This is a genomic window from Streptomyces kryoterrae, from assembly GCF_054072135.1.
On the sequence record NZ_CM133358.1, the window covers coordinates 8,873,430 to 8,897,713 of the forward strand.

Genomic DNA, 24,284 nt, shown 5'->3' on the forward strand with positions numbered 1-24,284 from the left:
GTTCAGCGGCTCTGCTCGTCGAGTGCGCGCCGCAGCTGGGCGGCGATCTCGTCGACGTAGGGCGGGTCGAGCAGCGACAGATGGTGGCCCGCGACCGGTACGACCGTCAGCCGGGGGCACACCTCGTCCCAGCCGAGCGCCTCGTCGTCCCGTTCGTACGCCGGGTCGCGCACGGTGTGCGGAGCGGGCTCGGTGGCCCGGTACAGGACCACCCGCCCGTCGTAGGGCCCGGGTTGGTGGGCCTCGCCGATCCTCAGGTCCAGGTAGGAGGAGCGCTGGTGCTCCAGGGCGGTGGGCGGTACGTCGGCGACCTCGCGCAGGGCCCGCAGCACGGTGTCGATGCGCTCGCCGTCGTCGTCCATCGCGAGCAACTCGTCGTACGGAAGATCCAGCCGGCCCCCGTACGCGTCGGCGACGTGACCGGCGAAGCCCTCGAAGTGGGCGCGGATCCGGTCGGCCGGGCTCTCGCCGGGCCGGGGGAGTGGCCGTACGGAGTCGATGAGCACCACGAGCTCCACGTCCCGCCCGGCCGCGATGAGTTGGCGCGCCGTCTCCTGCGCGACGAAGCCACCGAAGGACCAACCACCCAGCAGACAGGGCCCGTTGGGGTGGGCGGATGCGACGGCATCGGCGTAGCGGCGCGCCTTCTCGGTCACCGTACGGGCGTCCGGGAGCCGTTCCAGTCCGTACACCGGCCGCTCGTCTCCGAGCCGTTCGACGAGCGCCCGGTAGACGTCCGTCGTGCCGCCGGCGGCGTGGACGAGGAAGAGCGGGGCCCGGGAACCGGTGGCGTGCAGGGTACGCAGGGGGTAGGCAGGCTTGCCGGCCGGAAGCGCCTGTTGGAGGTGGTCGGCCACCGACTGGACGCTGGTGGCACCGAGCAGCTCACGCAGGGGCAGCTCGACCCCGAACTCGCCCTGCAGGGCGGTGCGGATGCGGACGGCCATCAGGGAGTCCAGGCCGAGGTCGGCCAGAGCGGTGGAGGGCGTGATGCGGGTCACCGGGTGGCCGGTGACGGCGGCGATGTGCTGACACAGCCGGCCGGAGACCGACATGTCCGGTACGCCGGCCACTTCGGGTGCCGCTGCCGTCGTGGCCGTCGCACGCCCGTCCGTCCACCAGTGCCGGACGTGCCGCCAGCGCGGCGCGGGCAGGTCGATCACATGACCCCGGGGCGACGGCAGGCGCCCGCCCCCGCAGTACAGGGCGCCCACCTGGGTCAGGAACCCGGCCGAGCTGTCGGCGTCGCGGCGCAGGGTGCCGATGGCGAGGGCGCCGGGCGCGGTGTCGAGGACGGCCCGGGTCAGGACCGGGTGCGGCGAGATCTCGACGAAGGCGGTGTGACCGTCGGCGAAGGCCGCCGCGACGGCCCGGTCCAGACGCACGGGCCGCCGCAGGTTCGCCGCCCAGTGGGCGGCGTCGAAGAGGGAGTCGTCGCGCGGGTCGTCCAGGACGGTGGAGTAGACGGGGACGAGGGGCTGCCCGCCGCTGATGTCGGCCAGGGAGACGGCCAACTCCGGTAGCAGGGGCTCGACCTGGGGAGAGTGCCCGGCTCCGACGACGTGCAGGGCGCGAGCGGTCCGACCCTGCTGCTCCAGCCGCCGCACGAGCCGGGTCACCGCCAACTCCTCCCCGGCGACGATCTTCTGTCCGGGCGATGAGTGCACGGCGACGCAGACACCGGGGAAGTCCCTTTCCAGCGCGCCGAGTTCACCGTCGTCGAGGTCGACGACAGCCATGGCGCCGCCGCGCAGTCCGCTGAGCAGCCGGGCCCGTACGGCGACCACCCGGGCGGCCTCCGACACGTCCAGCGCGCCCGCGCACACCGCCGCGGCCACCTCGCCCACGGAGTGGCCGATGACGGCGGCGGGCTCGACACCGTACGAGCGCCACAGCTCGGCGAGAGCCAACTGGAGCCCGAACAGCACGGGTTGGGCGACCTCCAGTCGGTCGAGGTCACCGCCGCCCGCCAGGTGCTCGTACAGGGACAGCCTGCACTCCGGGGCGATCTGCGCGTCGAGCTTCTCCACGGCGGCGGCGAAGGCGGGTTCCTCGGCCAGCAGCCGGCGCCCCATCCCGACCCACTGGCTGCCGTACCCGGAGAACACCCACACCGGCCCGCGCCCGACGAGGTCCCGCTCGCCGGTCACGACCCGCGCGTGAGGGTCGCCCTGCCCCAACGCCCGCAGTCCGTCAGCCAGTTCGGCACCGTCGTGGGCGACGACCGCGGCACGCACGGTACCCCGTCCGACGCGCCCGGCCAGCGTGCGCGCCACGTCGGCGGGGTGGGCGGCGCCGCCCTCGGGTGTACCGAGCCAGTCGGCGAGCCGGGTCGCGGTGTCCCGGAGGCGGACGGGGTCGATGTCGGAGAGAAGGTGGAGGCGGGTGGCCGGGTCCTCCTCCCGGGGCGTGGGGAGGGCGTCGGGCCGCCATTCCTCCAGTACCGCATGGGCGTTGGTGCCGCCGAAGCCGAATCCGGACACCCCGGCGGTGGCCGTACCGCCGTAGCGCGGCCATGGTTCGCACTCGGTGACCACCCGCAGCCGTTCGTCGTCCAGGGCGCTTCCGTCCGTACAGTGCAGGGACGGCGGAATGGCGTCGTGGTGCAGTGCGAGGACCGTCTTCACCAGCCCGGCGATGCCCGCGGCGGACTCCAGATGGGCGAGGTTGCCCTTGACCGAGCCGAGCAGCAGCGGCTGGTCGGGATCGCGGCCCGCACCGAGTACCGCCCCGAGCGCGCCCGCCTCGATCGGGTCGCCGAGCGGGGTACCGGTGCCGTGCGCCTCGACGTGGTCGATGTGTGCCGGGGTGAGCCCGGCGCGAGCGTAGGCAGTGGCCAACAGGGCTTTCTGGGCAACGGGGTTGGGCGCCAGAAGGCCGTTGGAGCGGCCGTCGGAGTTGACGGCCGTGGCGCGGATGACGGCGAGGACGCGGTCGCCGTCCCGCTCGGCGTCGGACAGCCGCTTCAACAGCACGGCCACGCATCCCTCGCCGCGTCCGATGCCGTCGGCCGCCGCCGAGAACGGCTTGCACCGCCCGTCCGGTGCGAGGGCCCCGGCCCGCCGGAACGCCACACTGACGGTGGGCGAGAGCAGCAGGTTCACCCCGGCGGCGATCGCTGTGTCACTCTCGCCGGTGCGCAGACTGACACAGGCGTGATGCACGGCGACCAGCGAGGACGAACAGGCGGTGTCGACGGCCATGCTCGGCCCCCGGGTGTCCAGTACGTACGCCAGCCGCCCGGCGGTCACGCTCAACGCCCCGCCGGCAGGCGCCCAGGGATCGACGGCCGCCGGGTCGGCGCCGGTGAGCGAGCCGTACTCCGCGGCGGAGACACCGACGAAGACACCGGTGGCGCTGCCGGCGAGGGAGGCGGCAGGGACGGCGGCATGGTCGAGGGCCTCGTGGACGACCTCCAGCAGAATCCGCTGCTGCGGGTCCATCACCGCGGCCTCGCGCGGTGTGACGCGGAAGAAGTCCGCGTCGAACCCCGCGATGTCGTCCAGGTAACCGCCGTACAGGGGGGCGTCGTTGGGCGGGAACGGGCCGAAGTCGCGCCACCGGTCCTCGGGCACCCGGCGGACGGCGTCGACGCCGCCGGTCAGCAGCCGCCAGTAGTCGTCCGGCCCGTGCACGCCCCCGGGCAGCCGACATCCGACCCCGATGACCGCGACGGGCTCGTCGGAGGCAGCCGGGGGAGGGGCCGGCCTGTCCACCGGATCGGCCCGGGTCCCGGCACCGTTCCCGGTCCCCGTCGCCGTTTCCGCGCGGCACAGATACGCCACCAGGGCGTCCCCGGTGGGCGCTTCCCACAGCAGGGTCGCCGACAGCTCACGACCCGTAGCCCGCGAGAGCTCCCCGGCCAGCACGACCGCGTCCCGCGAGGACATACCGAGGTCCGCCAGCGGGCGGTCCATGGGCACGTCCGCGGCAGGCGAACCGCTCCAGGCAGCCACCCGCTCGGCGACCAGCCGCCGTATCGGACCCTCGCCGACGCCCCTCATTCGCCCGCCTCCGCGGGTTCCGCCGATGTCGCCGACTCCGGCGTATAGGCACCCGCCAGATAGCGTTGCCGGGTCAGCGCCCGGGCCACCTTGCCGCTGGAGGTACGGGGCACGGTGCCCGGCGGCACGAGGACGACATCGGCGAGCCGCAGTCCGTGCCGTGCCGAGACGGCCGCGCGCACGGCACGGACCAGTCCCGGTAGGTCGACCTCCGCGAGGCTGGTGCTCCGCACGTGCTCGGCCACGACGACCACGTGCTCGCCGGCGTCACCCGGCACACCGAACGCGGCGAGCCGGTCGGGCCGGACGGCGCGGTCCGCGTCCTGGACCGAGGCCTCCACGTCCTGCGGGTAGTGGTTGCGGCCGTCGACGACGATGAGGTCCTTCAGCCGCCCGGTGACGATCAACTGCCCGTCCAGGAACGTCCCCAGGTCACCGGTGCGCAACCAGTGACCGGTACCGGCCGTGTCGTCGGAGAACGTGGCGCCGAACACCCGCCGCGTCTGCTCGGCCCGATTCCGGTAGCCGCGGCCCACGTTGGGACCCTGCACCCAGATCTCGCCGACCTCCCCCTCGGACAACCGGGCGCGGGACACAGGATCGGCGATACGCACCCGCTGGCCCGCCGGAGTCCCACAGCCGGCCAGCGTCACGGCTGTGGGATCGTCGGCCCGCGCGGACAGGGCCTTCCCGGTGGCGAGGGCGTCGCGGTCGAGCGCGAACCGGCTGAGCGGCTCCCCGGGCCGGGTGGCGCTGACGAAGACGGTGGCCTCGGCGAGCCCGTACGACGGACAGTGGGTGTCCGGCGCCAGCCCCTGGGCGGCGAAGGTGGCGTGGAAGCGGTCGGCGGTGGCGGGGCGGACCGGTTCGCTGCCGTTGAGCAGCGCGACGACGCGGTCCAGCCGCAGGTCCCTCTTCTGGGCATCGGTGACGGCCGAAGCACAGTAGTCGTAGGCGAAGTTGGGCGCGGCACTGAGCGCGCGCGGATGCGCGGCGAGCAGCCGCAGCCAGCGCACCGGTTCGTGCAGGAACGCGGCGGGATCCATGAGCACCGACAGCAGCCCCCGTTCGACCGGAGCCGCGACACTCAGGACGAGCCCCATGTCGTGGTACAGCGGCAGCCAGCCCACACAGGTCACCGGCCGCTCGTCCACACCGTAGGCGGCCAGCGCCTGACGGGCGTTGGCGACGACATTGCCGTGACTGATCTCCACGCCCGCCGGGGAACGGGTCGAACCGGATGTGTACTGGAGGTACGCGACCGAATCGGGGTCAGGCATGACCGGCGGCAAGTCCCCCACCGTGTCGGGCACTTGGTCCACGGCGACGATCCGGACCGGCAGACGGGCGCAGAAGTCCCGCACCTGTTCGTAGATATGACTGGTCGTCAGAACGACCCCCGGACACGCGTCGTCCAGCACGGCCGCGAGGCGGTCGCCGTGCCCGGGCAGACTGGGCGGATACAGCGGTACGGCGACCAGCCCGGCAGTGAGCGCGGCCAGAAAGGCGGTGACGTACTCCGTACCCTGCGGGCACAGCAGCGCGACCCGGGTGCCGGGCTCGGCCTCTTCGGCGAGGCGGCCCGCCAACGCCCGTACCCGCAGGTCCAGTCGGCGCCAGGTCAGAGTGCGGTGGACGCCGCGCGAGTGCGGGGCGGGATGGTCGACGAAGGTGAACGCCCGGCGGTCGGGAATCGTTTCGGCCCAGTGCCGTACGTACTCCGGCAGACTCCGGTGGGCGGGGGCGAGCGGGGGGCGGCGGCTGTCCATCGGGCATGGCTCCTCACAGCGCGGGAACGGCGGGAACGCAGGAACTCAGGCGGCTCGGGCGGCTCAGGGACTCGGGGCTCAGAGGGGGATGTTGCCGTGCCTGCGCGTCGGCATCGGGGCACGCTTGCCGCGCAGTGCGCGCAGGGCACGGCAGATGTGGCCGCGGGTGTCGCGCGGGGCGATGACGGCGTCGACGTACCCGCGTTCGGCGGCCAGGTAGGGCGTCCCGTGCGTGCTCTCGTATGCGGCGATCAGACCGGCCCGCAGCGCCTCCGGGTCGGCGGCGGCGGCCAGTTCACGCCGGTGCAGGACGCCCACGGCACCCTCGGCGCCCATGACGGCGATACGCGCGGTGGGCCAGGCGAGGTTGATGTCGGCGCCCAGATGCTTGGAGCCCATCACCGCGTACCCGCCGCCGTACGCCTTGCGCACCACCACCGTGACCTTCGGGACGGTCGCCTCGGCGTACGCGTACAGCAGTTTGGCGCCGCGCCGGATGATCCCGGCCTGCTCCTGGCGGACGCCGGACAGATAGCCGGGGACGTCGGTGAAGGTCAGCAGCGGGATGCCGAACGCGTCGCAGAACCGCACGAAGCGCGCGGCCTTCTCGGAGGCGTCGATGTCGAGCACTCCGGCACTGTGCAACGGCTGGTTGGCGACGACACCGACGGAGGTGCCCTCGACGAGGGCCAGCGCGCAGATGATGTTCGGCGCGAACAGCTCCTGGATCTCCAGCAGTTCACCGCCGTCGACGACCGCGCGCAGGATGTCCCGCATGTCGTAGGCCTGCCCGAGCCGGTCCGGCACGACCTCGTCGAGACACACGTCGTCGGGGGGCGCCGTGGGCGCGTACTGCGGGGGCCGCTCCAGGTTGTTGGCGGGCAGATACGACAGCAGGTCCCGTACGGTGTCGAGGGCCTCCACCTCGTCGGCGGCGAGGAAATGGGCGTTGCCGTTGACGGAGTTGCTGGTGCGGGCACCGCCCAGATCCTCGGCGCTGGTCCGCTCCCCGGTGACCGCCTCGATGACGTCGGGCCCGGTGACGAACATGTGCGAGGCACCGTCCACCATCACGGTGAAGTCGGTGATGGCCGGCGAGTACGCGGCCCCGCCCGCACACGGCCCGAGCACGACCGAGAGCTGGGGGATCACCCCGGACGCCTGCACGTTGCGGCGCACCAGCTCGGCGTAGAGGGCGAGCGAGGCGACACCCTCCTGGATCCGGGCGCCGCCACCGTCGTTGAGCCCGATCACCGGACAGCCGGTCTTCATCGCCAGGTCCATCAGGGCGATCGTCTTCTCCCCGAAGGCCTCGCCCATGCTCCCGCCGAAGACCGTCGAATCCTGGGCGAACACACAGACGGGACGACCGTCGACCATGCCGTGCCCGGTCACCACCCCGTCCCCGTACGGGCGGCGGGCGCCGTCGCCGGTGGGCCGCGCCCGGACGAACATCCCGGTCTCGGTGAACGAGCCCTCGTCCAGCAGCAGGTCGATCCGCTCCCGGGCGCCGAACTCCCCGCGTCTTCTCGGCCCGCTCTCCGCCAGCGCCCGCGACCGACGGCTCTCCAGAACGGTGATGCGGTCGGCGGTGCGGTCGGGCAGGCGTGTGGCCCAGGATGTTGTCGCCTCTAGCGTCACAGCCACCTCCGAAGTGGCTTTCGAATATGGCAGCGCCAAAGGAGGAGACCGGGGCAATCACCGTTCTGTGTGCGCGAGGTGAGTCCCACGGGACCGGAGTTCGTCCGTGGGTGACAAGGGGTGGTGCGGGACCGCCCGATGTGAGAGGGGCCTGTGTCAGGCGGGCTGCGGGGCTGTCCTCCTGCCTCCCCACCGCCGGGTGCGGTAGGTGCCGGCCAGGCGGCACAGCGCGTAGATCGTGAACGAGATCGTCGTGACGTACGGGCTGATGGGGATGGAGCTGCCCAGGGCCAGCAGGATGCCGCCCTCGATGGAGAGCACGGCGAAGACCACGCTGAGCAGCGGCAGCAGCACCGGGGACGCGGTGACGCGGGCGGCAGCCGCGGCGGGCGTGACGACGAGGGTCAGGACCAGCAGAGCCCCGACGACCTGGACCGACAGGGCGACGGTGAGGCCGAGCACGATCATGAAGGCGAAGGACAGTGCGCGTACCGGCACGCCACGGGCGGCGGCGACGTCCGGGTCGGCGCTGGCGAAGGTCAACGGCCGCCAGATGACGGCCAGGGCGACCAGGACCAGCGCGGAGGTGCCCAGGAGCCAGGTCATCTGCGGGGTGTCGACGGCGACGATCTGCCCGGTGAGCAGACCGAACTTGTTGGCTGCCCGGCCCTTGTAGAGGGCGAGGAAGAGCACGCCGAGCCCGAGACCGAACGGCATGAGGATCCCGATGGCCGAGTTGCGGTCACGGGCCCGCGCGCCCAGAAGGCCGATCGCGCCGGCCGCCAGGAGCGACCCCACGATCGAGCCCGCCACGATGTTCGCCCCCAGCAGCAGCGCCGCCGACGCGCCCGCGAAGGACAGCTCGCTGATGCCGTGCACCGCGAAGGGCAGGTCGCGCATGGTGACGAAGACCCCGGCCAGACCGCCGACGAGGCCGAGCGCCGCACCCGCGATGAGGGAGTTGCGGACCAGCGCCAGGAGCTCGCCGTAGTTCTCGAAGCTGAAGATCTGGTGCCAGACCCCCTCGGCGAGCGTCATCGGCGTACTTCCTCGGTCTGAAGGACAGCCTGACGGGCGGCCTCGTGGGATGTGTCGTGGGAGGTGTCATGGGCGTGATGCGGGGGTGCGGCCGGTCCGTCGGGGGCGCCGACGACCACGACCCGCCCCTGGACACGGAGGACGTCGACCTGTGTGCCGTACAGCTGCGACAGGGACCGAGAGGTCAGCACCTCCTCCGGTGTCCCGATCCGGTGACCGCCCGGCGCGAGGTACAGCACGCGGTCGACCAGGCCGAGCACCGGGTTGATCTCATGGGTCACGAAGACCACGGACGTGCCGTGGGACCGGCGGCGGGCGTCCACGAGTTCGGTGACGGCCCGCTGGTGGTTCAGGTCGAGGGAGAGCAGGGGCTCGTCGCAGAGCAGGATGCGCGGGTCGGTCGCCAGGGCCTGCCCGATACGGACGCGCTGCCGTTCGCCGCCGGACAGCATGCCGAGGGGGACATCGGCGTACGCCGAGGCGCCGACGGAGGCGAGGACCTCGTCGACCCGGCGGCGGACGGCGCCCGTACGCAGCCGGGGTCCGAAGCGGTGCCCGTCGATGCCGAATCGTACGAGATCGCGGGCGCGCAGCATCGCCTGCGCGGACAGTTCCGCCTGCTGAGGGACGTACCCGAGGTGCCGGCCGGCCTCGCGCGGGGGCCCGCCGAGGACGGTCAGGGTGCCGGCGGACAGGGGCTGCCGGCCCAGCAGGGCCCGGACGAAACTGGTCTTGCCCGAACCGTTCGGCCCGAGCACGGCCAGGAACTCGCCCGGCCGCACATCCAGGTCGAGGCCCTGCCACACCACCCGTGCGCCGTACGACAGTTCGGCGCCGCGCAGGCTGACCACCGCACCCGAGTCGCTGCCCCCGGCCCGCCCCTCACCCCGGCGGGCGCGGGGTACGACGGCCGGGGCCGGCTGCCTCACTTGGCGAGCGCGCTCGCGAGCGCGTCCACGTTGGAGGTCATCCAGCCGAGGTAGTTCTTGCCGGCCGGCAGGGTCTCCGTCACCGGTACGACGGGGATACCGGCCGCCTTGGCCGCGGCCTTGGACTTCTCGGTCTGCGGGCCGGAGGTCTGCTCGTTGTAGACCAGCGCCTCGACCTGCTTGTCGCCGAACACCGCCAGTGTGGCCTGCAGGACCCGGGGGGAGACGTCGTCGCCCTCCTCGATGGCCTCGCTGAACTGCTCGGGCGTCTTGTTCACCAGCCCGCTCGCGGTGGTCAGGTAGAGCGGCACGGGTTCGGTGATGGCGATGCCCTCGCCGGCGTGCTCCTTCTTGATCTGCGCTTCCTTCGCCTCCAGCACCGTGAGCTTCGCCTTGAAGGCCTCGGCGTTCTTGGTGAAGAGGGCGGAGTCGGCGGCGTCGGCCTTGCCCAGGGCGGCGGCGATACGGTCGGCGATCTTCGCGACGGTCGGGAAGTCGTACCAGACGTGCTCATTGAGCTCGCCGCCCTTCGGGGCGGTCTTCCCGGAGACCTTGACGGCGTTGATGACCTCGGCCGAGGAGCCGCCGCTCTTCAGCATCCGGTCGACGAAGTCGTCGTAGCCGCCGCCGTTCTCGACGACGACCTTCGCCTTCGAGAGCGCCAGCTGGTTCTGGGTGTTGGCTTCGTAGGAGTGCGGGTCCTGGTCGGGGTCGCTGATGACCGACGTGACGTCGACCTTCGCGCCACCTATCTGCTCGACGATGTCACCGTAGACGTTGGTGGACGCGACCACGGCGACCTGGGACGAGGCGACCGGATCCTGCGCACCGCTCCCGTCACCGCCGGAGTCCGACGAACTGCCGCACCCCGTCAGGAGGGCCAGCGAGGCGCCGGTGATCAGGGCGAGGCGCCGGGACGGGGACGGGGACATGGATCCTCCACGACAGGGGGTCAGCAAGGGTGCGTGCGTCACAGTAGATGGAAATGAATGTCAAAAACATCGCTGATCCCGATCCATATGAAAACCATTGCCAACACTTGACGCGCTGCTCCGGCACTCCGGTGCCCTGGGGCTCCGCTGGTCAGGGCGTCGGTTCGTAGGCGAGTGCGGGTGACCCGTGCTGGGGCCGCCGACGGACGCGACGAGGTTGGCGTGGCCGGTGGCGACCGCGGCGAAGTGGACCTCGGGGTGCTCCGCGAGAGCGCGCCCCAGGCGCTCCGACTGGCCGGCGGCGACTGGAGTACGACGACTTCCTGCCGCAGGCCAACACCGTGCAGATCGACCACGACGCGGGGCGGATCGGGCGCCGGACCACACTGGAACCGGCGTGCGCGGCGACGTGGGGGAGACGCTGCGCGCCGTGCTGCCGCTGGTCGAGGTGAAGCGCGACCTCTCATACCTGGACCGGACCCCGCGCCACCATGCCAAGTCCCTGGAGAGCGTGGTCTCCGCCTACACCCGTGACGTCGAGCACCAGGTGCCGATCCACCCCGAGTACCCTGCGTCGGTCCTCGACGAACTCGGCGACGACGACGCGGTGTTCACCATCGACACGGGTATGTGCAACGTGTGGGCGGCCCGCTACCTCACACCCAACGGCCGCCGCCGGGTGATCGGTTCGTTCCGGCACGGCACCATGGCCAACGCTCTCCCGCACGCCATCGGCGCCCAGTTCGCCCACCCCGGCCGACAGGTGATCTCGATGTCGGGCGACGGCGGCCTCGGCATGCTCATGGGTGAGCTGCTCACCGTCAAACTGCACAACCGGCCGGTGAAGACGATTGTCTTCAACAACTCCTCCCTCGGCATGGTCAAGCTGCAGATGATGGTCGACGGCATGCCCGACTACGCGACCGACCACGAGCCGGTGGACTACGCCGCCATCGCCCGCGGGGGTCGGAATCGACTCGATCCGCATCGAGAAGCCCGACCAGGTCCGCGAAGGCCTGCGGGAGGCGCTGGCGTACGACGGGCCGTGTCTGGTGCAGGCAGGACGGTACTCAACGGAGGTGTCGGCAAGATGCTCGACCTGGCCAGGGCCAACCTGCGCAACATTCCACGGCCCTGAACCCGCCCGGTAGGAAGCTCGTGTGGGGAAGCCGGGGTGCTGCGCTGATCACATCGGTCCGGATTCCGTGCGCCGCGAGGCGGAGGTCGAGGACGGGTCAGTGCTGTTGAGCAGGCCGGCGAGCAGCTGGAGGCGCTCGTCGTCGGGTCCGCCCTCCTCGGCGGTATAGACGATCACCACGGGGCCGGGCGCGCCGGGCATCGGGTAGGCGTCCCAGTCCAGATTCAGTTCCCCGACCAGCGGATGGTTGACGCGCATCCGGCCGCGCGTGGTGTCCGCCACGTCGTGGCGAGCCCATATCGTGGCGAACTCGGCGCTGTGCACCGCGAGTTCACCGACCAGCTGCACGGCGCGCGGGTGCCCCGGGTCGGCGGCGACCTGCGCGCGCAGCATCGCGGTCAACTCGCCGACGGTGGCCGCCCGTTCCGGGCAGGCCTGGTCGGCCTCGGGGTGCAGCAGCAGGGCCAGCAGGTTCCGCTCGGTTCGAGGCCGCTGGGTGAACTCGCCCAACAGGGCACCGGCCAGCGGGTTCCAGGCCAGCACATCCAGGAAACGGCCGATGACCACGGCGGGCGAGGTCATGGTGCGCAACAGTCGCAACGTCGTGGGCGGTACCTCTTCCGGCACGTGGTGGCGAGGCCGGCGAGCGGGGGTGCGTGCGGCGGCGGCGAGGCTGTGCAGGTGCCGGGACTCCTCCGCGGAGAAGTTGAGGGCGCGCGCGAGGGCGTCCAGGACCTGCTCGGAAGGCCGTACGTCGCGTCCCTGCTCCATGCGCTGGTAGTAGTCCGCGCTCACCCCGGCCAGCAGGGCCAGTTCCTCACGCCGCAGCCCGGCGACGCGCCGTCTCGGGCCGGGTTCCAGGCCGACGTCCTGCGGCCGCAGCCGGGTACGGCGGGTCCGTAGGAACTCGGCGAGTTCACGTCGGGGGTCGGGGTGTTCGGTCAGTGCGAGGAGGTCGTCGGTCACGGCAGCAGTATGCCCGGGGCGCGCCTTGCGAGGGTGGGTCTGGCAGTCCCAGGAAAAGGCGAACGACCGTGAAACCGCCGACGGGGTCCATGATCGGACCTACGACAGCCGTCCACGAGAGGAACAGCGACATGAAGGCCGCCCAGATCACGAGTTACGGTGCCCCGGACGTTCTGCGGGTCAACGATGTGGACCGCCCGACTCCGGGTGCGGGTGAGGTCCTGGTGTCGGTCGAGGCGTCCAGTGTGAACGGGCACGATGTGATCGTCCGCGCCGGGGAGTTGAAGTTCATGTCGGGGCGCCGCTTCCCGATCGGGGTGGGTCTGGACTTCGCGGGCACCGTCGCCGCGACCGGCGTCGGTGCGGAGGGGGTCCGGGTCGGTGAACGTGTGTGGGGCACGGTGCACCCGAGGCAGCGGCACACCGTCGGTGGGGCGGCCGAGTACGTCGTGGTTCCCGTGGACCGCGTCGCGCCCGTTCCGGACGGCCTCTCATCGGTCGACGCGGCCTCACTCGTGGTCGCGGGCACGACCGCGCTGACGGCGCTGCGCGACAGCGTGCACCTGGCGAGCGGGGAACGGGTCCTGATACGCGGCGCGGCGGGCGGAGTCGGCACGGCCGCCGTACAACTGGCCCACGCGTTGGGCTGCCATGTGACCGCGCTGGCCCGCGACCGCCACGCCCAGGTCCTCACCGGTCTGGGTGCCGACGAGGTCCTCGACTACGGCTCCACCACCTCGGACCGGATCGGGCCGTTCGACGTCATTGTCGACACCGTGGGTTCGGAACTGCATTGCTACCGAGGACGGTTGGCGAAGGGAGGCCGGATGGTCACCGTCGGCCTGTCGGCCCCCGCCCTGGCCGCGATCGCGGCATCCAGCGTCTACGGCGCCCGCCGCATCCGTACCTTCAGCGCCAATCCCGATACCGCCATGCTGCGCGATCTGGCCGACCATGTCACGTCGGGTGCACTGCGCGCGGTGGTCGACGGGATCCACCCGCTCGCGGACATCACCGCCGCGCACCAGGCTTTCGAGCGCGGCGGCAGCGTGGGCAAGCACGTGATCGCGGTGTCCGCCGGGCTGTGAGGTTCCGGTTCGACGACGGTCGGGCAACGCGTGGTGCGGACACCCGCCGACCGGCCCTCTCCGGGCTGTCTGCCTGCCCGTCCGGTGACGACTCGGCGCCCGCCGATGTCCCGCGGCACTGCCGCCCCGCACGCTCGTGCGGGGAGACGGAGGGCCGGCTCAACGATCGGTGAGCAGCCCGGCGTCGTGGGCGAGGACGGCGGCCTGCACGCGGTTGGCGCAGCCCGTGCGGATGAGGATCCGGCTGATGTGCGCCTTGACCGTGCCGGCGCTCAGATACAGCTGTTCGGCGATCTCCGCGTTGGACAGGCCCGTGCCGAGCAGTCGCAGGACATCCCGTTCGGCCGGGGTCAGTTCTTCGGTCCTGCGCAGAGCGGCCTCGGTGTCCCGGCCGGACCGTACGTGCCGTTCCAGTAGCTGTCGGGTGATCCTGGGTGCCAGGACCGGTTCACCTCTCGCGGCGAGTTGCACGGCGCGGATCAGTTCGACCGGACCGGTGTCCTTGAGGAGGAATCCGCTCGCCCCGGCCCGCAGGGCGCGTGTCACGCTCGCTTCCTCGCCGAACGCCGTCAGCATCACGACACAGGTGCGGGGCGAGAGCCTGGCGATGTCCTCGGCGGCCGCGATTCCGTCCCGGTCAGGCATCTGGATGTCCAGGAGGGCGACGTCGACGTCCTGGGCGCGGCAGGCCGCCGCGGCTTCCCGGCCGTCGCCCGCCTCGGCGACCACCTCGATGTCCTCGGCGTTCTCCAGAATCATCCGGATTCCCGCACGCATCAGTGCCTCGTCGTCGGCGATCAGGACTCGGATCATCAGCTCATCTTAGGACCGCCGTCGTCAGCAGTACGACGAGGAAGCCCACGGTCGGCAGGATCACCAGCAGCGCCACACAGCCCGATCCCAGGACCCGAGGCCAGGTCAGGATCTCGTCCGACAACGGGGCACGGGACCCTTCCTGCCCGATGCCGCCGGAGGGAAGGCGGGCCGTGTCCGGAGCGGTTTCGGCCAAGGCCCTCTCGGGCGCGGCGAATTCACGGGGTCCGTTCCCATGGGTGGGCAGCCAGGTCGTCATGCGGAAACCGCCGTTCGCCAAGGCGCCCGCTGCGAACGTGCCGCCGAGCAACGAGATCCGTTCATGGCACCCGGCCAGTCCGCTGTGGCTTCCTCCTTGGGAGCGGCCCGCCGCGCGTGGTGCCTCGTTGGTGACGGACACCTCGATCCCCCTGTCCGTGCCTTTGACCTCCACTTTGGTGGGTGCGCCGGACGCGTGCTTCAGGACGTTCGTGAGCCCTTCGCGCACCACGCGGTGGATCGCCTGACGCGTGGCGAGGCCCACTTCGGCCGTGTCCGGAACGGACCAGTCCAGTTCGACGGTGCTACCTGTCCGGCGGGACTCCGTCACCAGAGCGGTGATGTCCCCCCGCGTTCCCCGCTCGTCCCCTGTTCTCTCCGTCGAGTCCAAGACGTCCACGTGCCGCAGGACACCGAGGATCTCGCGCAGTTCTCCCATGGCCGTACCCGCGGTCGTACGCAGCAGCTCGGCCTGTCCGACCAAGGTGGGTGCCTGTCGCGCGGTGGCGAGTTCAAGTGCCCCGGCGTGTACGGAGATCAGGCTCAGCCGGTGGCCCAGGAGATCGTGCATCTCTCCCGCGATCCTGGTCCGTTCCTCCGCTCGGGCGGCCTCGGCGGTCAGCGTACGGGTCTGTTCCAGATAGGCGTTGCGTTCACGCAGCAGGCTGACCAGGGGGCGCCGCCGTCCCAGCAGGCTCCCTGCCAGGGCGGGGAGCAGCACGAGCAGCATCGCCGAGACCGCGTTGCCGGCCAGTTCCCACAGCAGGGCATCGGAGTGGACCAGGGCGGAGGCGACGGTCAGGACACCGACGGCGGCGCAGGCCACCCCGGCGACCTGCCACACACGCCGTGGCGGTGCGATGCGGCGGGTGGCGGACAGCACGATCAGCGGCACCACCGCCAGCGTCCATATGTTGGCGCCCACGACCAGAAAGGAGGCGCACACCACGGCGGCGACCGGCCGACCGCGCCGAGCGGGGACGACCAGCGCCGCCCACACCCCCTCCAGCACCGCGGACACCGGCCGTTCCGGGGGCGCAAACAGCAGCGGCAACAGACAGAAGGCTGCCACCAGGGCACAGACCAGCACTTCGACGACGACCGTACGGCGCTCGGCGGCACGTACCCCGGCCCAGCCCTCGGACGTCTCGCGGCCCACCCACCGAGGTACACCGGCAAGCGTGCGCCCCAGCCGTACGAACGGGCGCGGCGGCACTGCGTCTTCGGCCACCTGACTCATGATCACCCCTGTTCCGCCCTCGTATCTCCCGGGAGGAACGGTAGCTGTGGCGGCGGCGGTCAACGCACGGCGGGCCTCGGGTGTCATGCGCCCAGCCGGAGGCTCAACTCTGCCCGCAACGCGGCCACGTCCACCTGACCGGCGGTCAGCAACCGTACGACCGCACCACCGCCCCCGGCGTCCACACCCGTCGCCGACGCGTCGAGCAACGCGGACAACAGGTGGACCGTACCGACCGTGGGCGAACCATGCTCGGCGGCGGACAGTCGTGCGACCGCCATGATCCGGTCCGCGGCGGCGGACAGCCGCACGCTGCCACCGTCCCCGTTCCCGTCGCTGTCGGGAGCGGGGGACGGGACCGCCGAAGCCGAGAAGACCAGGAAATCCTGCCGTATGCCGTGCCGACGCATCAGGGCCGCGGCGGCGTTGGCGGTCCTCAGACTCCCGGGAAGCGCGCGCCCGGCAACGAACAGCGCCCGGTCCAGGGCCAGTACCCCCAGCAGAAGATCCACCGGCTCCGCCGCCGAGCGCCCGCACCGTACCGCTTGCCGGACGGCCTCGACGGACACCGCGAACAGCACCGGTGAGCCGTTCACGGCGGTCCCGGAGGTCCACGAAGTCAGCGCGCGGGTCAGGCGGTTGCCGTCCTTGCCCAGCGTTCCGGCCCGCCGAAGAAGGGTGACGCCGCGGGATTCCGGTCCCTCGGTCTCCGCCGGGGCGCTCGCGTCCAGTCCGTCGAGCGTGGTCGCCGCGGCGGCCGGATCCAACCTCTGCAGCAGCAGGGCTTCCCGTGCCCGGCTGTCCGGCAGATCCAGCAGGGCTCGGGCCACATGGCGGCAGCGCACCGAGATCGTCCCCTCGGCGCGGGCCGACCTGAGCGCGAGCAGCAGGCACGCGCGCATCGCCCCGGTCATCCCGGGCAGCACCTGGCCGCTCTCCGAAGCGGATCCACGCGAACCGAGGCCGAAGCGCCACTGTGCCTCACCCCACGCGGCGTCGACCTCGGCTCCATCGGTTTCCGCACCGGCCGCGACCGGCGCACCGTACGCCTCGTCGTCGCTCACCCAACCACCGCCCGCCCGGCCGGAGATCACGCCGCTGAGCGAACCAGCTCTCCGCATCCCCGGGGCGATCGCCGCACCGGCGTCCGTGTCCCCCATCACGAGCGCGCCGAGCAAAGTGTCCGTCCCCGCGGCCGGCAACGCGAACCTGACGGCACGACGCAGTGTCTCCACGAGCAGGTCCATGACGTCCGGCTCGAACTCCGTGGTCGCTCCGACCACGGCCGTGGCGTCGGCGTGTGCTGCGATCATCCCTCGCTGGTCCATCGAACGTTCCCCTCGAAGTGCGGTGTCCTGCTCGATACGACGCTAGGCGCACCCCGCCCACCACGGCATCGGCCGATCGGCCACACTCCCGGTCCGATCGGCCGATCGCCTACGGAACACAGGTGTCCCCGAGCGCTCCGTCATACGACGACCGGAGAGACGAGCGGGCAATGAAACACCGTGCCCTTCGAGGCGCGGAGGATTACGACGCTCAGGGCGACGCGGGCCTGACCCGGGCTGGGTGATGATGGCCGTCGGCCTCGTGGCGGCCGTGCTGTTCGGGTTGCCGGCTTTCTGCCTGCCGGAGGCGACTGTCGGCTGCGCTGCAGTTTTCCGCACGGGAGCGGTACCGGTGGCACGAGATTTGTCGTGGGGACGGCTGCCGTGGTCGAGGAAATGCTGGCCGGCGGTCGTGAGCGTCGCGGACCATGACCCTTTCCCTCTGGAGACTTTGACCAGTCCTCGGCTCTGTAGGGCCTGGCAGCTGAGCTTGTGCGCCTCTCCCTGCCATATACCCTCAGGGCAGCCTTGCCCGACCCGCCGCAGCACCTGCAGTTGACGCTCGTTCAACTGGCGCGGCACCTGACCCCCTACTGTGCGAACTTGCCCGCCAGCAATTTCGCAGCTGAGCCCTCGCGGCGTGGGCTGATGAGTGTAGATGCGCACTGAAGATGCGGTGGGCCACCGGCAAGGTGACGGGCAGGGCTGTCGCAGAACAACGTAGGGAGCTCTTACTGCGTCGCCCCTCTGGGGGTCTGCGGGGAATTCCGTGTCCCGGGGTGTGGGCACGAGGAGAATCGAGGCAGGCGGGAACGCCGTGTAGATCTCCGCGTCTCACGAACGATCGCTACTCGGCGCTCTGGCCGTCGTCCCTGGCCAGAACTTCTCCCGTCATCGAGCGAGTACGTGTCGAACGGCCAGGGTGTGGGGGTGGTCCGGGTGCGGTGTGCGGTGAGGTGGGTGAGCGGGGGTACTGGTCAGCACATCCTGGGGGATGCCGTTGGCATCGAGCAGGGCGGCCAGGTGGAGCAGGGGACGGGCCAGGCCGGCGGGGCGGAGGGTGTCGGCGCGGCCGATGGACAGGGACCAGGCGGCGGCCAGCGGCAGGGCCTGTTCGTCGGGTAGCGCGTCGGGGGCGGCATCGGCGAGGGTGGTGGTGCGGTCGGTCAGCAGGGCGCGGTAGGCGGCCACGTCGTCGCCGGGGTCAACCAGGTAGGCGGCGGCCTGGGCCAGGGCCAAGGGCAGGTGACCGAGGTCGGCGGCGAGCGCGGCGAGCTGGGCTTCGGGCTCGGTGCGGCCGTGCGCGGCCAGGGAAGCGGTGAGGTAGGCGAGGGTCTCATCCTTCGTGAACAGGCCGACCTCGACCAGGGCGCGGCGGCCATCTCCGGTCAGGGTGGCATCCCGGCGTCGTGTGGTGACCAGGGTCCGGCCGTGTTCGCTGGCGGGCGGCCACAGGCCGCGCAGGTCGTCGGGGTCGGCTACGTCGTCCAAAACGATCAGCCACCGGCACGGCTGCGCTGCGGCCTTCGGGGTCAGCCCGGCACAGCTCGATGCCGGCCTGCGCGTATCCGGTCACGACCGCCAAGCGGGTACTGGCAGTAATCCAGACCAGGACGTCCAGAGTGCCGTCCACCCAGGCGGCGCGGGCGTAGTCGACGGCAAGCTGGGTCTTGCCCACCCCGCCCATACCGGTCAGGACCTGGCCCGGCACGCCCCCGCCCGCCTGGACTTGGTGCAGCACGGCGATCCCGCCACCGTCGATCGCCGTCCGAAGCTTCTCCGCCTCGGCACGGTGCTGGAAGGGGTCCGCCGAGGGCGGGATGACGCCGATCTGGTGCGGCCAGGCAGCCGCCGGCTCCTGCGGTCCACGGCGCTGCTGCACCACTGTCATGCTGCCGCTGACGGCCGTCGCGCCCGGCCCCGTGGCGGTCGCGGCCCGGTCCGGGACACCGTCAGCCCGACCCCCGAGGCGGCCCCGGACCTCCTGGCCGTGAACGGCGTTGGGCCCGAAACCGCCGCCCGCATCCTCGCCGCTGTTGGTGACAACCCCGAACGACTGCGCTCCGAAGCCGCCTTCGCCCGCCTGTGCGGCGCCGCTCCGATCCCCGCCTCCTCCGGGCGCCGCGACCGTCACCGGCTCAACCACGGCGGAACCCGATCCGCCAAAGCCGCTCTCTCCCGCATCGCTGTGGTCCGGATGCAGCACGACCGCCGCACCCGATTACGTCGCCCGCCGCACCGCGCGGGGGCTCCAGAAGAAGGACATCGTCCGCTGCCTCAAACGGTACATAGCCCGCGAGGTCTTCAGGGCACTGACCTGCGCGAACGTCACAACAATCGACCTCGCGCAGGCCGCTTGACAAGAGATAGGAGCATCTCCGGTTGAACAGGGCGACTTGGCAAGGTCACCCCTCTCGACGGGAGCTTCGTTGCGTTCGTAGCGCCCCACCAGCACATCGTCACACCGCCGTGACCAGCCCACCCACATGATCAACCCGACTTTGAAACACCCCTGGACTCTGCTGCGCAATTCCCGGGTCGGTCGCAGCGGGCATCCGGCGCTGCCGATATGCCCGCTGCGCGCGGTGCTGCCCACCCAGCCGACGAGCCAGGCCAGGCACACGCCGGTGACGCTCTGCAATTGCGCAGCAGAGTCCCCCTGGCCCCGCACCAACCTCGACCACTCCGCATCGGCCTGACCGGCACCCTGCTGATGGACGAGAAGTCCATGATCGGCAGCGCCGCCCAAACCCTCTTCGTCACCCCAGCCCCAGCAACCCCGACCTGAGCGAGCAGAACTGTCAGCCTCGGGGGACTGCGACCCTGGCGACCTGCGCCACGTGGTCCGAGAGGAACGTCGTGCCGCCCGACCGCAGCGCGACCGGCTCCGTGAACAGCCGGTCGGTTCCGATGACCGGGTAGCGATCGGGGTCGCCCTGGACCAGCAGGTAGTCGACCCGGTACGCCGATGCACCGGCGGGCAGCAACTCGGCGTGGAAGGTGGGCAGGTCCGCCGCAGCGAACGGGTCCCGCCATGTGCCCGTGTCCAGCACCTCCTGGTACAGAGCAGAACCGCTGGAGAGATTGAAGTCGCCGCTGACGATCACCAGTTCCGTGTCGCCGCCCCGCGCCTCCCGCAACACCTGCTGCACCCTCCTCAACTGCGCAGCCTGCAGGGCTTCATGCCGATTTCCCGCCGACCAGTCCCCATCCCTGTTCGCGGTCAGATGCACATTGCCCACCACCGTTCGGCGACCGGACACCTCGAAGGTCAGCACCCCCTGCAAGCGGCTGCTCAGCGCCAGTGAAGCGCGGAACAACGGGCCGCCGGCCTGCGGCTTCGTGCCGCGGAACGAGACGTATCCAACCGCCCGCAGGGGCGTCCTGGAAAAGGAGACCAGGCCTCCGGCCGGCTGGCCGAGCGCTCCGGTCCTGCGGGCGACAAACGGGAAGGACGGCAGGTGCCGGCGCAGGAACCCGCGCAGTCCCGATGTCCAGACCTCCTGAAAGTTCACGATGTCCACGTCCGCCCGCTCAAGACGGCGGCAGAACTCGGCCGCTCGCTCCTTCACCGGCGGCAGAGGATTGGACAACCCGCAGCAGACGTTCAAGGACGCCAGGCCGATACTCCCGATGCCGGTCGTCACGTGTCCTCCCTCCGCAGCACTTTGCCGCGGATCCCGCGCCTGCGCAGCACCTGCACCAGGGAGTCCTCCCCGTGGTACTCCCCAAGGCCGCCGAACACTCCGTATCCACAGAGCGCCAGGGACAAGGACCAGAGCACCCCCAGGAACACATAGTCCGATGTGCCCATTTGGTAGGTCAGGGCGTCATGGATCATGCTGACGGTCCAGAACCCGAAACGGACCCACCCGATGGGCCGGAAGCCGAAGTTTCCGAGGAGGTGGCGGAGCGTGCCGTCCCCCAGCAGGAACCATAGAAGCAGGCCCAGCCCGACCCAGGCCAGCACCGCAGTGCTTGTCAGCGCGCCCTCGGTGGACGGGTCGAATCCGTCGCTCTGGCCCGCCACGGTGATCCAGACCACCTCGCCCCGCCACGTCTCCAGGTCCGCCCGCTCCCCGGACTTGGCGGCATCGTAGACGGAGGAGACAACCTCTTTGGTCTCCTGCGTGCCGGACGCGCGCCGGTACGTCACGTCGTCGTGGGTCTGCTTGGTGGTCCCGGACTCATCGGTGGTCGTCTCCACATGGGTGTCCCGGCCCGTCACGCTGCCGATCTCGCGTGCGATGCAGCCATGGGTGGCGGAGACAGGGGTCGGTACGCCTCCGGAGCACAGGTGCGCGGGGCGGAACGCCATGGTGTCCCGGTACGGCGCCACCGACGCCACGACCGCTTAGACAATCGCGGCGATGCCGACCAGCAGTGCCCCGCCCGCACGATCACGATCCACCGCATGCGCCCCCCCAGTGCACCCAAGTTACCCGTTCTGACGCGGCGCGGAACATAGCCGGTCGCAGAGGGCGAGTCAGTCGGCGCGCGAGTGTCTGAACGCCGCCGGAGGGTCTGAGCCCGACCGGCCCTGTCTCTGTCGAGAAGCTCGTCCGTGCAGGTCAGGCCGCATGCCGGTACTCGTGGAGGGTGCCGCCGAGGCGGTCGCGTCGTCGTATGTCGAGGTGGGCGATGGCGTCCGGGTCGGTGATCGGCGGTGCCAGGGGTGCAGCGGGCGGGCGTCTGTGATGCCTTGGTGGGGCCGGTGGGAGTTGTCGTGCTGTTCGAACTCGCGCAGGGCGTGGAGCAGGTGGCGCTGGTTCCGGACCAGGGTGCGGTCCAGCAGTTCGCGTCGGCAGGTCTGCATCCAGCGTTCCATGAGCGCGTTCATCCGCGGCATCCGGATCCCGCTGAGTACGACCTCGATCCCCGCATCCTCAAGGACGGTGTCGAACAGGGTGGGGTACTTCCCGTCGCGGTCGCGGATCATGAACCGGGCCCGGCAGCCGGCATCCTGGAGATCCATGACGAGGTTCCTGGCGGCCTGTGCCACCCAGGCGCCGTCGCGCCCGGGATGCGGATGCGCCGGCCGGCGTGCCCGATCATCGTGAACACGTACAGCCGCGCCCCGGACAGGGTGACCGCTTCGAAGAAGTCACATGCCAGCAGGGCATCGCCCTGGGAGCGCAGGAAGTCCGTCCAGGTGCTGGAACCCCGCTCCGGTGCCGGTGCGATCCCCGCCTCCTTCAGGATCTCCCAGACCGTGGAGGCGGCCACCTGCACGCCCACAACCAGCAGCTCGCCGTGGATGCGCCGGTAGCCCCAGCCGGGATTCTCCCGCGCCAGACGCAGCACGAGAACGCGGATCGTGCGCACGTTACGCGCCCGACCCGCATGCCCCGGCCGGGAACGGGCCGCGTGGCGGCGCGAGACCAGGTCACGGTGCCGGCGCAGCAAGGCGCAGCACAGTGTCCGGGCGCGCCAGCAGCCGTGCCCGGCGCAGCACACCGCGCGGGAGCCGGTGCAGCAGCGCGGCCAGGAACACCCGGTCACTCGGGGCGAACCGCACCCGATCCCGGCCGAGTTGGCGTTCCAGCATCGTGATCTGATGACGCAGCGCGAGGATCTCCGCGTCCTTGTCCTGGTTGCTCACCGGCAGCAGCCCAGCAGGGCGAACACGTTCGCCACACCCAGACAGGCAGGTCGAAGCAGCACGACCGGCCATCATGCCGGGGCGACCACCAGCCGCGCGAGTACCCTGCCCCCCAGACAGACCCTCACCTGCATGGATGAGGTTTCCGGCAAGCACACCCCCGAACTCACCGCATGGCCTCAGAAGGAGGTCGCCGAGTGGCCGTCACCACACCACCTCGGCGGACGTGATCGCGGTACGGTTCTGAGGCCAGAGCGGTGCCCTGCCAGCATGTTTAGCGGGGTGGCGTTCCAGTGGTGGAACTGTTGGTGATGGCAGCGGGACCCAGCTGTTGAGCTGCGCGATGTCTGCGTGTCCGCGTCGGTGCCCAGCCAACGATTGCGGGGCTGGATACGGCCAGCAATGCAAATCCTCCTGCCAGCGCGATCCAGCCGAGAGAGCCGACCGCGATCGCCCAGCCGATGACGGCAGGGCCTGCCCCCTTCGACGAGCCGTCCGCGACGAGTTGCCACAGTCCTTGGTACTGCCCCAGCAGCTCATCGGGAGCCAGGTCGTACGAGAGCGTCCAGCCCGCGGCGGCACCGAGGATCTCGCCGAGAGCGAGTGCCAGGCATGCCACGACGAACAGCAACCAGACGACGGCTGTCGGCGAGGCTCTGCCGATGGCAAGCACGGCGCAGCCGACCGCGGTGCAGAGGCCCGCGGCGAGCAGAGCGCGGCGCGACCGGTGGACGTCCTTGGCCTGTTTACTGAGCGGGACCTGGAGCACGACGATGGCGGTCGTATTGAGAATCATGGCGGCGGACACCGCCCAGCGCGGGAGCGAGGAGCCGTAGACCACCCACAGCGGGATGCCCACGGACACCACGGCCCGGTTCAGTGTGTGCACCGCGTTGAGCGCCGCCACCGACAGATAGCCGGGGTCGCTCAGAGCGTCGGCGGCGATTCCACGTCCTCGTGCACCGCGGTCTACTTTCGGCAGCCTGGCCGTGGCGAAGGCGCTGAAGCAGAAGGTCGTCGCGTCCACGCCGAGCAGTGCGTAGATCGCCGCGGTGCTGTCCGAGGCCAGGGCCAGCCCGGATGCCAGCGCGCCGACAGCGAAGCCGACATTGGTGACGCTGCGCTGGTAGGCACGCAGAGCCGCGCGCCGTTCGGGGGGCACCAGCTTGCCCATCAACGTCGCGCGGGCGGCCGTGTTTCCACTGGTCGCCAGCTGTTTGACGGCAAGCGCCAGGGCACACATCCATACGTTCCCGGCCAAGAGCAGGGCGCAGGTGGCGGCCGCGCAGACCAGTTCCGCTCCGATGGCCACAGCCCGGGGCCCGCACCGGTCGCTGAGCTGACCCAGCGGTACGGCTCCCAGGATGCCGACCAGGCCGGTGATGGTGAGCAGTGAGGCCGCTTGCGCCAGGGACAGGTGTCTGACCTGAGCGAGGAAGATCACGAGGGCCGAAAGAGTGGCTCCCGTACCCACCATGTTGACGAGATTGCCGAGCGCCAGCCAACGCTGTGTTCGATCCTCGGGTATGAGACGCATA

Annotated in this window: 19 protein-coding genes and 2 pseudogenes; 4 read left to right on the forward strand and 17 right to left on the reverse strand. The window is 71.1% G+C overall.

The features are described from left to right. Nucleotides 1-2: 2 nt before the first annotated feature. From ACW4TU_RS39495 to ACW4TU_RS39520, 6 genes are all read right to left on the reverse strand, one after another. Nucleotides 3-4,004 carry a beta-ketoacyl synthase N-terminal-like domain-containing protein gene (locus ACW4TU_RS39495; protein WP_457421407.1) on the reverse strand — a complete coding sequence of 1,334 codons (4,002 nt, stop codon included), beginning with the start codon at nucleotides 4,002-4,004 and terminating at the stop codon, nucleotides 3-5. Then, nucleotides 4,001-5,773, reverse strand: a complete 1,773-nt coding sequence (locus ACW4TU_RS39500) for a fatty acyl-AMP ligase (RefSeq protein ID WP_457421409.1) — start codon at nucleotides 5,771-5,773, stop codon at nucleotides 4,001-4,003. The genes ACW4TU_RS39495 and ACW4TU_RS39500 overlap by 4 nt, the downstream gene beginning before the upstream one ends. A gap of 78 nt (nucleotides 5,774-5,851) precedes the next feature. After that, on the reverse strand, nucleotides 5,852-7,414 hold the full coding sequence (locus tag ACW4TU_RS39505; protein ID WP_457430546.1) for an acyl-CoA carboxylase subunit beta: 1,563 nt from the start codon (nucleotides 7,412-7,414) through the stop codon (nucleotides 5,852-5,854). A gap of 156 nt (nucleotides 7,415-7,570) precedes the next feature. Beyond that, nucleotides 7,571-8,452, reverse strand: a complete 882-nt coding sequence (locus tag ACW4TU_RS39510; RefSeq protein ID WP_457421411.1) for a metal ABC transporter permease — start codon at nucleotides 8,450-8,452, stop codon at nucleotides 7,571-7,573. Then, nucleotides 8,449-9,303, reverse strand: a complete 855-nt coding sequence (locus ACW4TU_RS39515) for a metal ABC transporter ATP-binding protein (protein WP_457430548.1) — start codon at nucleotides 9,301-9,303, stop codon at nucleotides 8,449-8,451. The genes ACW4TU_RS39510 and ACW4TU_RS39515 overlap by 4 nt, the downstream gene beginning before the upstream one ends. A gap of 74 nt (nucleotides 9,304-9,377) precedes the next feature. Next, on the reverse strand, nucleotides 9,378-10,313 hold the full coding sequence (locus ACW4TU_RS39520) for a metal ABC transporter solute-binding protein, Zn/Mn family (RefSeq protein WP_457421413.1): 936 nt from the start codon (nucleotides 10,311-10,313) through the stop codon (nucleotides 9,378-9,380). A 311-nt stretch (nucleotides 10,314-10,624) separates the two neighbouring features. Between ACW4TU_RS39520 and ACW4TU_RS39525 the strand changes: the two are divergent. Further along, a pseudogene (locus ACW4TU_RS39525) lies at nucleotides 10,625-11,451 on the forward strand (thiamine pyrophosphate-dependent enzyme); the annotation flags it as partial. 48 nt (nucleotides 11,452-11,499) lie between these two features. Here the strand turns inward: ACW4TU_RS39525 and ACW4TU_RS39530 are convergent. Further along, nucleotides 11,500-12,417: a helix-turn-helix transcriptional regulator gene (locus ACW4TU_RS39530; protein ID WP_457421415.1), complete on the reverse strand. Its 918-nt coding sequence runs from the start codon at nucleotides 12,415-12,417 to the stop codon at nucleotides 11,500-11,502. Between the two features lie 131 nt (nucleotides 12,418-12,548). Between ACW4TU_RS39530 and ACW4TU_RS39535 the strand changes: the two genes are divergently transcribed. Beyond that, complete coding sequence (locus ACW4TU_RS39535) at nucleotides 12,549-13,505, forward strand: NAD(P)-dependent alcohol dehydrogenase (RefSeq protein ID WP_457421417.1); 957 nt, start codon at nucleotides 12,549-12,551, stop codon at nucleotides 13,503-13,505. A gap of 159 nt (nucleotides 13,506-13,664) precedes the next feature. On the opposite strand, the gene ACW4TU_RS39540 is transcribed toward ACW4TU_RS39535, so the two are convergent. From ACW4TU_RS39540 to ACW4TU_RS39555, 4 genes are all read right to left on the reverse strand, one after another. Continuing rightward, on the reverse strand, nucleotides 13,665-14,318 hold the full coding sequence (locus ACW4TU_RS39540; protein ID WP_457421419.1) for a response regulator: 654 nt from the start codon (nucleotides 14,316-14,318) through the stop codon (nucleotides 13,665-13,667). Between the two features lie 4 nt (nucleotides 14,319-14,322). Beyond that, nucleotides 14,323-15,816, reverse strand: a complete 1,494-nt coding sequence (locus tag ACW4TU_RS39545) for a histidine kinase (protein ID WP_457421421.1) — start codon at nucleotides 15,814-15,816, stop codon at nucleotides 14,323-14,325. Between the two features lie 83 nt (nucleotides 15,817-15,899). Next, nucleotides 15,900-17,129 carry a hypothetical protein gene (locus tag ACW4TU_RS39550; RefSeq protein ID WP_457421423.1) on the reverse strand — a complete coding sequence of 410 codons (1,230 nt, stop codon included), beginning with the start codon at nucleotides 17,127-17,129 and terminating at the stop codon, nucleotides 15,900-15,902. Nucleotides 17,130-18,035: 906 nt separating this feature from the next. After that, a complete protein-coding gene (locus ACW4TU_RS39555; protein WP_457421425.1) occupies nucleotides 18,036-18,635 on the reverse strand; it encodes a hypothetical protein in 600 nt (199 codons plus the stop codon). Between the two features lie 469 nt (nucleotides 18,636-19,104). Here ACW4TU_RS39555 and ACW4TU_RS39560 point away from each other — a divergent pair. Then, nucleotides 19,105-19,504, forward strand: a pseudogene (locus tag ACW4TU_RS39560) (transposase); the annotation flags it as partial. Nucleotides 19,505-19,785: 281 nt separating this feature from the next. Continuing rightward, on the forward strand, nucleotides 19,786-19,932 hold the full coding sequence (locus ACW4TU_RS39565) for a hypothetical protein (RefSeq protein WP_457421427.1): 147 nt from the start codon (nucleotides 19,786-19,788) through the stop codon (nucleotides 19,930-19,932). Nucleotides 19,933-19,945: 13 nt separating this feature from the next. Here the strand turns inward: ACW4TU_RS39565 and ACW4TU_RS39570 are convergent, their stop codons facing one another. From ACW4TU_RS39570 to ACW4TU_RS39595, 6 genes are all read right to left on the reverse strand, one after another. Then, on the reverse strand, nucleotides 19,946-20,791 hold the full coding sequence (locus ACW4TU_RS39570) for an endonuclease/exonuclease/phosphatase family protein (RefSeq protein WP_457421429.1): 846 nt from the start codon (nucleotides 20,789-20,791) through the stop codon (nucleotides 19,946-19,948). Next, the gene (locus ACW4TU_RS39575; RefSeq protein ID WP_457421431.1) at nucleotides 20,788-21,462 is read right to left on the reverse strand and encodes a hypothetical protein; all 675 of its coding nucleotides are present in this window, start codon (nucleotides 21,460-21,462) and stop codon (nucleotides 20,788-20,790) included. Before ACW4TU_RS39575 ends, ACW4TU_RS39570 begins: the two co-directional genes overlap by 4 nt. Before the next feature lie 168 nt (nucleotides 21,463-21,630). Beyond that, a complete protein-coding gene (locus ACW4TU_RS39580; protein WP_457421433.1) occupies nucleotides 21,631-22,119 on the reverse strand; it encodes an integrase core domain-containing protein in 489 nt (162 codons plus the stop codon). Then, nucleotides 22,080-22,469 carry a hypothetical protein gene (locus ACW4TU_RS39585; protein ID WP_457421435.1) on the reverse strand — a complete coding sequence of 130 codons (390 nt, stop codon included), beginning with the start codon at nucleotides 22,467-22,469 and terminating at the stop codon, nucleotides 22,080-22,082. Before ACW4TU_RS39585 ends, ACW4TU_RS39580 begins: the two co-directional genes overlap by 40 nt. Nucleotides 22,470-22,530: 61 nt before the next feature. Continuing rightward, nucleotides 22,531-22,746, reverse strand: a complete 216-nt coding sequence (locus ACW4TU_RS39590) for a hypothetical protein (RefSeq protein WP_457421437.1) — start codon at nucleotides 22,744-22,746, stop codon at nucleotides 22,531-22,533. Between the two features lie 274 nt (nucleotides 22,747-23,020). Further along, nucleotides 23,021-24,283 carry an MFS transporter gene (locus ACW4TU_RS39595; RefSeq protein ID WP_457421439.1) on the reverse strand — a complete coding sequence of 421 codons (1,263 nt, stop codon included), beginning with the start codon at nucleotides 24,281-24,283 and terminating at the stop codon, nucleotides 23,021-23,023. Nucleotide 24,284: the final 1 nt, after the last annotated feature.